Here is a 10,082-nt window from a genome sequence, read left to right on the forward strand (position 1 = left end):
TAAAAATCAATAAGAAAACACCTTACTTATCCGTCCAATAGTCCATAACCAAAACATCACCTATTATCGGACCTATTGTATTAACCAAGGCAATATGTGCTTCGTGAAATAAATAAATTTCTCTGCCGTGATAGTCATTGAAGGTCAGCGTAAACGTATGGGTTAAACCTTTGCTGGCACCTTCTTTACTATCGTTAACTCCCCATTCTATATGCTCAATTTCTGGGATTTCGTTTTTAAGATCTAGAAAAGCTTTTACCGCTTCTTCAACTTGGGTTTCGGTGGCATTTTCCTTATACTTTAGGTTTACAATATGCCTTAAAACTTGATCGCTCCTATTAATTTTTGGAGAAAGCTTGTAGGCCGCCACCTTTTTTAAATCAAATCTGTTAGAGCCTGCTATTAAAAAGTTGACATCCGCTACTTTATGGGCCCGTAAGCCATAATATATGGAGAAGCCTGTTTCCAGATAATTTAAGGGCGTAAGTGTTCCGTATTCATCTAATTTGATCAGTTGAATACTAGCATCGTCTCTGGTTCCAACAGCTAATATCGCCTCATTGGTATTTACCGAAACAATTTCAATTCTTGTTTGCCCCTGCAACTTGGTGCGTTCATCATCTTTTAAAACAAAATGCGGTTGCAAAGCTCCTTGCTTATTTACTTTGAAAACACTAACGCCATCGCCATGGTAAACAAAGTCGGGATTTTTAATAAAACCACTTCCTCTCTTGTAATATTTATGATGTCTATGACCTACTACCACATAATAATTCTCAGCTAGTTGTACTCCAGTTACTGGATAGGCTCCCGTTAAATACCTATTGGTTGTATTATCTCCAATGTTGTTGATATTTTTAAACGAACCGTTGTTATAAACCCTAAAACTACTTACACCATTGTCTTGAAATCCTCCGGTATATAAGAATGTTTTTCCTTTTATTTTATGTATAGACATCCCGATAATGCCATCGGTAAAGATTTTTTCATCATCTTTCATAGATTGCACATGACTTAGTTTTCCGTCATCTTCTATCTTAAAACTACTTAGGCCAGGAGTTTCTTCTAAACCTCCAATAAATAGGTAGGATGCTTGCTTCATATGAACAACCTGCAAGGTTATGGCTATACCGAGGTGAGTTTCATCAGTATCCATGGTTAAGGAAACCTGTTCCAGTAGTCCATGCTCCAAAATCTTAAATGTTTCAATGGCGTTACCGTGCTTATTTGCTACAAATAAAAAGTCTGAACCGTTAATATTGTCAGCAACCATTCCCCTTGCAGGTCCTTCTTTCTTATAAAGCGCCTGGCTACCAATTGGCGTTAGCTTTCCTTCTTTATCTAAGCTGAATATATCAATACCTCCAAATCCCCCGGCATATACATAATGATTTCCGTCCTTTTCATAACTGGTAATGGTTACCGTATTGTTTGCAGATAGGCTTTTAAAATCTTGCAGATAAGGCATTAAATCATCTGTAGCTTGAGACCAGCAGCATTGTGATATTAGCACTAGAACAAAAACAAAGTGTATTTTTAGATTACTCATAATTTTATGCTTTATTCATTTTAGAGACTATTCTATAATCGCATTGGCACCGGCAGTTGCAATTTCATGGTCTTGTTCAATGGTTCCGCCACTTACCCCAATAGCCCCGATTATTTTGCCTTCCTCATTTTTTAGAGGAACACCGCCAGGAAAGGTAATGAGGCCGCCATTGGAAAGTTCAATATTATAGATAATTCCACCGGGTTGGGAAAGCTTGCCCAAATCACCCGTATCAATATCAAAATATCGCGATGTTTTCGCTTTTTTTATGGCTATGTCTATACTTCCTAAAAAAGAATCGTCCATGCGAATAAAAGCTTTTAAGTTCGCCCCTGCATCGACGACGGCAATATTGACCAAGACATCTAATTCTTCCGCTTTTTCCTTTGCGGCCAAAACGGCCTGTAAGCCTTCTTCGTGTGAAATATCGGCAGCGCTTTGCGCAAAAACAGCAGCGGTATTGAGAAGAATAAATACCATTAAGTAGCTAATACTTGCTGGAAATATAATGTTGTTTTTCATCACTATTTACAATTTTAGATTTGTAAATATCTTGAATGAACGTCTATTAAAAGTTGAACTAGTTCAACTCCGATAAATTAATTTGAACTTTTTTTAATCTTACTTAAAAATTCATGACGAATACCTAAATATGCGGCTATTTGTTTATCGGTAATCTTAGATGAGATTTCTGGATATGTTTCTACAAAATGATAATAGCGCTCTTTTGCTGTAGAAGAATGATTACGTACTAAGCGCCTTTGCCATGAAACCAACCCTTTTTGAAACATAATACGGAAGAGCTTTTCTACTACCGGAAGAGATTCATATAAGGCAATTTTATTGCTTCTGCTAATTAAAAGCACCTTACTGTCTTCTAAAGCCTGCATATTCAAATCGGACGCGGTTTGATTCATAAAACTATCAATATCCATCAACCACCAATCTTTAGCCGCAAAATATAGGGTATTTTCGTTGCCATTTTTGTCCAAAGTAAAAACCCTAAAACATCCTTCTACCACAAAGCCTTCGAATTTACAGATGCTTCCTTGAGTTAATAAAAATTCCTTCTTTTTTATACTATTGGGTTTGAAATAATTGCAAACAACATCAAGTTCTTCGGCAGAGAGGTTTACATTTTTCTTTATGTTTTGTTGTAGCAAATCGTAGGACATTGCTATCTACAATTTTGTTACCCATATCACCCAATCTTTATCCCTTTCTTTTTTTACCGGAGCAAGCCCAAGCGATTGCATACCAGAACCTGAAACCGTTTTCTTTTTTCCTTTTTGTAGTTCACCTCCTGTTCTAGGGTTGTACCATGAAATGTCAAATACCGCATCTGAGTCCCCTAAATCCAAATTTGACTCCCCACCATTTTTAAGATACACCACGTAACTACTTCCTTCATTGGCCAAAACATAATCGCCTTCAGAAGAAATCAATCCATCGTTAGATTTCATTTCCCCAACAGGAATTTTGTTATCCTTAAAAAAGTCTAGACAAATTTTTCCTTGTTCCCACCATAGGTCACGAGAACGATAGTCTTGTAGCGTCAAATCAGAATGAGGATGTTCATAGCCAAAATACCATTCGGTACCCCATGCACCGGCCATCATAGCGCCCCATAAAGCATTTTTTCTTGGGATGTCATGAGATGGATCTTCAGCATCAGGAAGTAGTGAATGCCTGTGATCACCCGGTTCATCTACAGCAACCGCCCAAACTTTACCGGCGTCTTTAGCTTCTTTCAATACTTTTAAGGTCCAGGGATGGACATTGATAAACTTTTCATTATTTGTTTGCAACGAAGCTCCTGTAAATTTTGTGTTTGGCCCATAAATCGGGTCGAACCATGCACCATTATGAATGACCAAATGATGTTTGTACGGATCAATTGAAGAAACATATGCTGCCAAGCGAATCCGTTCCGTAGCATCCAAAGGGAATGTAGGTGGCGTTTCTGTCCAGTCACCGGTTTCTTCCGCTAGATTCCAGTTCAAAGCCAAATGATGTCCGAATCTAGCGACCAATTCTCGATAATACAGTTTTGTAAATAAACCGGTTCCGCCGTTATCTAATAGTCCCTGATTTTCGTGCTCCAAGGTTTTGAAATGAAGAAACATCCCCAACGTATCGGCATGTTCGAAAAGTATTTCCCACTGGTCCAATTTTGAAGTATCAAATCGATCCCAAGTATCGTAATCTACATAAGGGAAAACATTTTGGTCATCTCCGGCAATGTTCATGGTCAAAAATGAAAATGCATTCATTCCTTTCGACGCTAAGTAATTGATTGCCCCAATAATTTCTTTACCCTTTCCAGATGCCCAGGTTGGATCGCCTTCCTTCCAATCTTTCAGATGTGGTGACCACGACTTGACCAAATCATCTTTGTGACCGTCGTTTTGAAATGTGCCATCAAATTGGTCGTAGGCTAGAAAGTTTTCTGGAGCATCAGCACCGCACTTTAAAAAGTACTCTCCATTTGAAAATTTTAAATAACGTTCGCCAACATAGTGCAACCTCCCTTTTCCTCTAAAATCCTTTCCAGATTTATCAGAATCGGCAATGGCAATTTTTCCCGTTACACCATCCATAAACTCAGCACTCTTTATTTTTTCAGAAACCCGTACAGCTGCCCATTTTCCTTTTTTGAAAGCCACCGTATAGGTCCATTCACCTGTTTTATTTGGAGCAAAATGTACTTTCCAAACATTTCCTGATTCCGCTCCAGTATGGGCAGCATTACCATCTGCTGCATAATAACCAGGAACAGTGAATACTTCCTGTGTACCTAAATGTGTAAAGGTCACATTCAGTTGATAATTCAAAAATGGATTCTCATCTGCTTGTTCTGAAGTCTCCGGACCTTCAAATACTAAAGTAACCTTGTGCCATTGTTTTAACTCTCCTTGAATTTCTTGCGCTGGCATACTGTGATACCCCAAAAGCATTTGAAAAGCAATAAGTACTACAATTGATTTTTTCATTTTCATATTGTATTAAAAAATTAGGTCAAACTTTTGCTATAAGCTATAATAACTATGCCGATAATCATACACGCCAAACCGCCATATAGAGCCAAACGTGCCTTTGAAGAAGCCTTTACCCATTCTTTGGTTATCAATCCGCTTACAATAGCTGTTGCAACAGCTGATGTATTAAAAATAGCATAACCTACGGTATTTCCAGCCGCTCCCAATTTCGAAGCCGCATAACCGAATAAGGCTGATGCCGCATAGTGAAAGACGGCCATGATCAGAATTAAAAAGAAGTTTTTCCCGAAAGAGCTTGTCTTGAAATCTCCCCAGGCATTTTTAGCACTCAATTGCCAAAGAAAATACGCTGCCATGACTATTCCACCGCTGATAAAAATAGGAAACATAACGGCCACTCCCGTAACCCAGTCGGGGTTATCATAGTGCTTTAAAGCTTCGTGCAAATAGGTTGCTCCCGCGGCATTTGCGTAGCTAAACCCTGTAGCTAGTAAGCCCCCAATTACAGCTATTAAAATACCCGTAGTCATTGACTTTTTATTCTTTTCCTCAGCATCTCCCCCTTGCTTTTCCTCATCTTTTTCACGTATGAGTCCAGCTTTTCCATTTAGTATAACCCCAATGAGTACAATGACAATTCCGAGTAGAATAAACAACAAAACATTGTTTTGCGGTAGCCCATCAACAATAAAAGGAAGTAGTGACCCTACTAGAATCACGGTGCCAATAAACAATGAAAACCCCAGAGAAAGGCCAATATGATTAATTGCTTTACTCCACATCATCACACCAATTCCCCAAAGGAAACTTGTTAATGCCATTTTAATCCAAATAGCTGTGGGCATATTTCCAAAGACATCTGAAAAACCGTTTATGAACGTAACTGAGGCGATAATCGGAACCACGAACATGGTCAACAAAAAGAAGAGACTCCACGTATTCTCATATTTGAAATCTTTTGTAAACTTTTCCGGAAGGGCATAAAGTCCCAACATGAGACCTGCAAAAATGGCAAGCAATATTCCAATGGTCATAATTCTTCTTGTTCAGTCAACATTTATATGGATTCAATTTCTCCCAATCGAATTCAACTCCAATTCCCGGAGTATTGGGGGCAACAGCATGATGATTTTCTACTTCCAGCGGTTTTTTAGTGTATTGGTCAATTGGAAAGCTGTGTACTTCTAGCCAACCCGAATTGGGTTGAGCCGATACCAAACTTACATGCAATTCTTGCATGCCATGAGAACATGCAGGTATGTTGTATTTGTTGGCTAATTGTGCCGCCTTCAACCAACCCGTGATTCCGCCACAGTTTGAGGCATCTGGTTGCAAAAACGATAATTTGGCTTGTTCCATTGCATATTCAAACTCGTATATGGTGTGTAGGTTTTCTCCCATTGCCAAGGGAAAACCAGTAGCATCTGAAATTGCCGCGTAGCCTTTGTAATTATCAGGAAGTATAGGTTCTTCGAACCAGGTGATATCGTATAATCTAAATTGCTCAATGGCCGCTATGGCTTTTTCGACCGACATGGAATAATTGGCATCTACCATAAAAGTCACATCAGAACCTATAAAATCGCGTACTGCTTTTATACGTTCGATATCTTCATCTAAATTATCTCGGCCAATCTTGATTTTGACTGCATTGAAACCAGCTTTCAAATAGCCATCGATATCCTTCAATAATTTCGGAATCGGGAACTGCAAATCAATTCCGCCGCGATAGGCTTTGCAAGTATTTCCAGCTCCACCAGCCATTTTCCAAAGCGGTTGATTTGCCTTTTTACATTTGATATCCCATAAGGCAATATCAATAGCTGAGGCGGCAAAGGAGACAACTCCGCCTCTTCCCACATAGTGCATGTGCCATTCTATAAAATCATAAACGGCTTCAATATCAGCGCCATTCTGTCCAATTAATGCCGGAGCAATGTCATATTCCACAAGGGCTTTGATAGCATGTCCACCTTTTCCACCAGTATAGGTATACCCGGTACCGTGGCTTCCATCTTCCAGTTCGATTGTTGTAGTAACCAGTTCGAAATGCGTATGATCGCCATGTTTGGCATCGTTCAACACTTCGGGTAGCGGAACCTGAAATAGTTTGCAATTTACGTGTCGAATCTTTGTGCTCATTTATGCCTTAAATCTAACGTAAGAAGTCTTTTTATCTAGGTATTGTTCCATTCCATATCTGCCATCTTCACCGCCGGTACCGCTTAACTTTAGTCCGTTATGAAACCCTTGGTGCTGTTCGCCATGTCCTCTGTTAATATAAATTTCCCCAAATTCCAATGCATCGCTCAGACGCATTATTTTATTCATATCATTGGTAAATACCATGGCCGCTAAGCCGAATTCAGAATCGTTGGCATAACCGATAACCTCATCAAAGTTTTTAAACTTAATTACTGGCAGAACGGGTCCAAAGATTTCCTCATGAACAATATTCATTTCTTGGGTACAATCAGCAATTATAGTGGGTTCAAACCAATAGCCTTTTTCAAACTGTGCACCAGATGGTCGTTTTCCTCCGACCAATACTTTTCCTCCCTCATGAACCGTTTCACTGACGAGTTTTTCGATATGTTCTAGTGACCCTTTAGTTGTTAGCGGTCCGATATCTGTAGAGAGTTCGGTCGGATCAGCTAGCTTCAGCTGGTTAACTTTTCCGAGAAATTGCTCCATAAAAACATCGTAAATAGCTTCATGTACGTACATGCGCTCGTTGCAGGTACATACCTGTCCTGCGTTGTCAAAACGGGAATGCAATGCTCCCGCCACAGCTATGTCGATATCGGCATCTTCAAAAATGATACAAGGGGCTTTTCCTCCCAATTCAAGTTGCACCTGCGTAAGATTGGTTGCCGCAGATTTCATTATGGCTTGTCCGGTTGGAGTACTTCCAGTCATGGTTACCATTTTGGTAATTGGGTTTTCCACTAAAGCCTTCCCAACTTCAACACCGCCAGTAACCATATTGATAACCCCATCAGGAATTCCCGCTTTTTGTGCTAAATCACATAATGCAAGTGTCGAAAGTGGAGCATCGGGAGTAGGTTTGAGCACTAGGGTGTTGCCCGTAACCAATGCCGGACCCAATTTTCTTCCGGCCAATGCTAAGGGAAAATTCCAGGCGGTAATGGCCACCACAACGCCTTTAGGAACTTTGTTAATCCATATTTGTTCATTTGGATTATCTGATGGGATGATATCACCCTCAATTTGGCGAGCCCATTCACAAGCGTATTCGATAAAGGTACAGGTGACCTCAACCTCAAATTTTGCCACCTTCAAAAGTTTTCCTTGTTCAGCAGTAATTAATTTTGCGAGCTCTTCCTTGTTTTTTCTGATTTCCGAGGTAAAGGCCCGAAGTTTTTCTGCTCGTGTTCTTGACGGAAGCCTGCGCCAAGCTAGCTGAGCTTTTTCTGCTGCTTCTAAAGCGCTTACAACATCCAATTCAGAGGCTTTTTGAACCGTGCCCACTGCCTCTTCATTGGCTGGGTTCAGAATTGTATCGGTGTCTACGGTGCCAGAATTGACCCAGTTTCCATTTATGAATAGTTTATAGTCTGTGGCGAGCATAAGTATTTGTATTGCTTAATTTATTGTAGAGTTTACACCTCTTAGTTCCTCCTTGATAGGAGGGAAAGTATTAACGCCCCATCCAGCCGCCATCGACTAGCATGGTTCCACCGTGCATGTAATCGGAAGCTTCCGAACAAAGGAATACTATAGGCCCTTTAAAGTCTTCAGGTTGTCCCCAGCGACCTGCCGGAATTCTAGCTAAAATAGACTCATTCCTTTCCTGATTATTCCGTAAAGCTTCCGTATTATCGGTACTAATATACCCAGGGGCTATGGCATTTACGTTAACCCCTTTACCGGCCCATTCATTGGCAAAGGCCATGGTCATTTGCCCAATAGCACCTTTACTTGCAGCATAACCAGGAACAGTAATTCCTCCTTGAAAAGTCAGCAAGGAAGCGGTAAAAACAATTTTACCTTCGCCTCTTGCTACCATTTCCTTTCCGATTTCTCTAGTTAAGACAAATTGAGCGGTTTGGTTCACCTCAATGACCTTGTCCCAATACGCATCAGAATGCTCAATGGCAGGAGCACGAAGTATAGTTCCTGCGTTGTTTACTAGAATATCGATTTTAGGGAAATCATCTTTTAGCTGCTTTACGAATTCATAAAGGGCTTCGCGCTTACTAAAATCACATTGGTAGGCCATAAATTTTCGCCCAATACCCTCTACCTCTTGTTCGACCATACTACCGTATTCTTCTAGTGAAGCACTTACACCGATTATATCCGCACCGGCCTCCGCCAAAGCAATGGCCATGGCCTTACCGATTCCGCGCTTGCAACCTGTGACCAAAGCTGTCTTTCCCTTTAAACTAAATTGATTTAATATGCTCATTATTTAGATGCTGTTTATTTTCATTTCCATAACAATGGAAATCTGTTTTGAACTTGACTCTTAAACTTAATTCTGACAATCCATCAACACCTTCATACCATCAGGATTGTTATCAATATTTTCAAATACCTGTTGAATATTGGTCAGTGGTTGTACATCGGTTATCATTTTTTCAAAAGGAAGTTCATTTTTCGTAATTAGATCAATGGCAACTTCATAGTCTTCTTTCTCGTAAACCCTTGCTCCAATTAGTTTTAACTCTTTCCAAAAGAATTTAAATAGGTCTACTTCTCTTTTTTGCCCGTGAATGGCAACCATTAAAATTCGTCCACGAATTCCTGCCACTTCGGTCATTACATCTAAGGCTGGTTGCACCCCCGCCACTTCGAACACCACATCAGCTCTCCTGTTATCGGTCTGTTCTTTGACATATTCCACCAAATCGATTTGGGTAGGGTTCACGGCATTCAGTCCTAATTCCTTTGCTTTTTCTATTCTTTTCGGATTGACTTCAGAAACAATCACCTTGGCCCCAGTTTCCTTGGCAACCATGGCTACTAGAAGTCCTATTGGACCCCCACCTAAAACAACTGCCGTCTCCCCTGCCTGTAATTCACTCAAGCGCACATCGTGAACGGCTACGGAAAGGGGTTCTATTAACGCGGCTAATTTTAAGTCGGTTTCAGCTTTGAGTTTGTGCAGGGTAAAAGCAGGAACGTTCCAATATTGCTGCATGGAACCTGGGCTGTCAATTCCAATAAACTTTAAATCTTCACAGATATGATTAAAGCCTTTATCCGAGGGTTTGACACCGCTATCATCTAACGGCCGTACAACCACTTTCTCTCCCTCAGAAAATCCGGAAACTCCTTCTCCCAAAGCATCAATTATTCCTGACATCTCATGGCCTATGGTCACAGGAATATTAACCCGTTTGTCCATCATGCCATGGTAAATATGCATGTCGGTGCCACAAACGCCGGAGTAGGCCACCTTAATTCGTACTTCGCCCCTTAATGGGTTTTCCTTTTCTTTTTCGATTACCGAAAAAGTCTTATTTCCTTGATATCGTGTTGCTCTCAATGGTACCGTTTTAAATTAT

Annotated in this window: 9 protein-coding genes; all 9 read right to left on the bottom strand. The window is 40.3% G+C overall.

Annotated elements, in window-relative coordinates; all coding sequences use genetic code 11:
• Positions 1 to 22: 22 nt before the first annotated feature.
• A complete protein-coding gene (locus ABJN95_RS15665; RefSeq protein WP_348371615.1) occupies positions 23 to 1,549 on the bottom strand; it encodes a Dabb family protein in 1,527 nt (508 codons plus the stop codon).
• Between the two features lie 27 nt (positions 1,550 to 1,576).
• A complete protein-coding gene (locus ABJN95_RS15670) occupies positions 1,577 to 2,029 on the bottom strand; it encodes a heme-binding protein (protein WP_348371768.1) in 453 nt (150 codons plus the stop codon).
• Between the two features lie 119 nt (positions 2,030 to 2,148).
• The gene (locus ABJN95_RS15675; protein WP_348371617.1) at positions 2,149 to 2,724 is read right to left on the bottom strand and encodes a Crp/Fnr family transcriptional regulator; all 576 of its coding nucleotides are present in this window, start codon (positions 2,722 to 2,724) and stop codon (positions 2,149 to 2,151) included.
• 6 nt (positions 2,725 to 2,730) lie between these two features.
• Positions 2,731 to 4,542, bottom strand: coding sequence for a DUF5060 domain-containing protein (locus tag ABJN95_RS15680; RefSeq protein WP_348371618.1), 1,812 nt, complete (start codon positions 4,540 to 4,542; stop codon positions 2,731 to 2,733).
• Between the two features lie 20 nt (positions 4,543 to 4,562).
• A complete protein-coding gene (locus ABJN95_RS15685; protein WP_348371619.1) occupies positions 4,563 to 5,582 on the bottom strand; it encodes an L-rhamnose/proton symporter RhaT in 1,020 nt (339 codons plus the stop codon).
• Positions 5,583 to 5,598: 16 nt separating this feature from the next.
• Positions 5,599 to 6,690: a mandelate racemase/muconate lactonizing enzyme family protein gene (locus ABJN95_RS15690; RefSeq protein WP_348371621.1), complete on the bottom strand. Its 1,092-nt coding sequence runs from the start codon at positions 6,688 to 6,690 to the stop codon at positions 5,599 to 5,601.
• On the bottom strand, positions 6,691 to 8,139 hold the full coding sequence (gene aldA / locus ABJN95_RS15695; protein WP_348371624.1) for an aldehyde dehydrogenase: 1,449 nt from the start codon (positions 8,137 to 8,139) through the stop codon (positions 6,691 to 6,693).
• Between the two features lie 70 nt (positions 8,140 to 8,209).
• Positions 8,210 to 8,974 carry an SDR family NAD(P)-dependent oxidoreductase gene (locus ABJN95_RS15700; protein WP_348371770.1) on the bottom strand — a complete coding sequence of 255 codons (765 nt, stop codon included), beginning with the start codon at positions 8,972 to 8,974 and terminating at the stop codon, positions 8,210 to 8,212.
• Between the two features lie 72 nt (positions 8,975 to 9,046).
• Positions 9,047 to 10,063: a zinc-binding dehydrogenase gene (locus ABJN95_RS15705; protein WP_348371625.1), complete on the bottom strand. Its 1,017-nt coding sequence runs from the start codon at positions 10,061 to 10,063 to the stop codon at positions 9,047 to 9,049.
• Positions 10,064 to 10,082: the final 19 nt, after the last annotated feature.

The organism is Maribacter sp. (genome assembly GCF_039974175.1).
GTDB lineage: Bacteria > Bacteroidota > Bacteroidia > Flavobacteriales > Flavobacteriaceae > Maribacter_C.